The 1,453-nt window shown below is 43.8% G+C and carries 2 protein-coding genes; both read left to right on the forward strand.

What is annotated here, in order from left to right; genetic code table 11:
* Positions 1-28 precede the first annotated feature (28 nt).
* The gene (locus HXW94_RS18725) at positions 29-214 is read left to right on the forward strand and encodes a hypothetical protein (protein WP_246294251.1); all 186 of its coding nucleotides are present in this window, start codon (positions 29-31) and stop codon (positions 212-214) included.
* 176 nt (positions 215-390) lie between these two features.
* A complete protein-coding gene (locus HXW94_RS18730; RefSeq protein ID WP_178368407.1) occupies positions 391-1,431 on the forward strand; it encodes a hypothetical protein in 1,041 nt (346 codons plus the stop codon).
* The last annotated feature ends 22 nt before the right edge of the window (positions 1,432-1,453 follow it).

Raw genomic sequence — 1,453 nt, forward strand, 5'->3', positions numbered from 1 at the left:
AAACAATACTATCTGAGGAGCAAATATAATGGAAATGAAGAAAGCCGAAGACTGTGAAACTGTAGAAGAAGTTCAAGCCTACCTGAAGGTACTGGATGAAGATAATCGGTTAATTCAAACTCCAGAAGAGCTGGAAAGAATAGAAAATGAAATTCTTAGCTATACAAATCGTCTCGCTGCCTTGCTGTTAAAAAAAAACTTCAGACCACATTGAGTTCCCCAGATCAAATTGTTCAAGAAAAGGAAATTATAAAAACTTGTCCGGGGCGAATGAAAAGTGAGGGATTTGAGACGGTTCAAATTCAGCTCCGTTCTGGAGACACGATTGAGGTCCGTGTCCGATATTATCGAAGATCCTGTGACAGACGAAGCGGCAAAAGGCATAAAGGTATGTATGCCGGTCTGATTCTTCTTGGGATTCATGATCGATGCTCGCCGGGACTGAATTCCATGGTGAGTTCTTGGTCAGCCTTATTGAGTTCTTTTGAAGAAGTCCACCAAGTCCTTTGTGATCATGGCTTGACGTTAGATATAAAGGTGATTCGGAAGCTGACGTATCGCTATGCGGAACGGGCCCGGGCAGAACAACAAGCAGGTCGAATTCCATTGGGTGATAATGATAGTCTTGAAGGTCGTCGAGTCGTCATAAGCACTGACGGTGGCCGCACACGATTGAGGGAAAAGAAACGAGGCCCCAAAACAAAGAAGGGCAGAACCCGCTTTCACGGGGCATGGCGTGAACCAAAGCTTTTGATCATTTACGTTGTTGATGCCAATGGGAAGCAGGAAAAGAGCTTTGCTCCCTTTATTGATGGATGTTTCAATGGTCCGGATAGCGTCTTCCGATTGTTAAAAGCCTATTTGGAAACCCTTGGTATTCAAAAGGCAGACAAAATCTTGTTTGTTGCCGATGGGGCCCATTGGATTTGGAATCGAGTTCCTATTTTGATCAGTGAGTTGGGCTTGACCTCGGAGTGCGTATATGAGCTTCTCGATTTCTATCATGCAGTGGAGCACTTAGGCAAAGTAGCAGGGTTGAGAAAGAGCTGGTCATCTAAAGAACGAAAATCCTGGGTATCTAAACAGCGAGGGCTTTTGTTGAAAGGAAAATCGGCTGAAGTCGTGAAGGCAGTACAACTCATTTGCCGAGGTCGTAATAGTAAGGCTATCAAAACGGAACGGGATTATTTTGTGCGTAATGAACAGAGACTTGCCTTTCCAACGGTCAAGGCATTAAATTTACCAATTGGTAGTGGGGCTATTGAAAGTTCAATCCGCAGAGTGATCAATTTACGTCTCAAAGGCCCCTGTACTTTTTGGTATAGAGAAAATGCAGAGAAGGTGATCATGCTACGTTCATATTATAAGTCAGGGAGATGGAATTATTTGAAACAAATGGCAAACTCGCACAATTCATTGGCTGTTGCATAACCGGGAAAATGGGAATGCGCCC

The organism is Desulfobacter latus, assembly GCF_013389365.1.
GTDB lineage: Bacteria > Desulfobacterota > Desulfobacteria > Desulfobacterales > Desulfobacteraceae > Desulfobacter > Desulfobacter latus.

Coding starts and splice junctions, on each gene's coding strand:
- HXW94_RS18725 (WP_246294251.1), top strand. CDS start 29: ATGGAAATGAAGAAAGCCGAAGACTGTGAAACTGTAGAAGAAGTTCAA.
- HXW94_RS18730 (WP_178368407.1), top strand. CDS start 391: ATGTATGCCGGTCTGATTCTTCTTGGGATTCATGATCGATGCTCGCCG.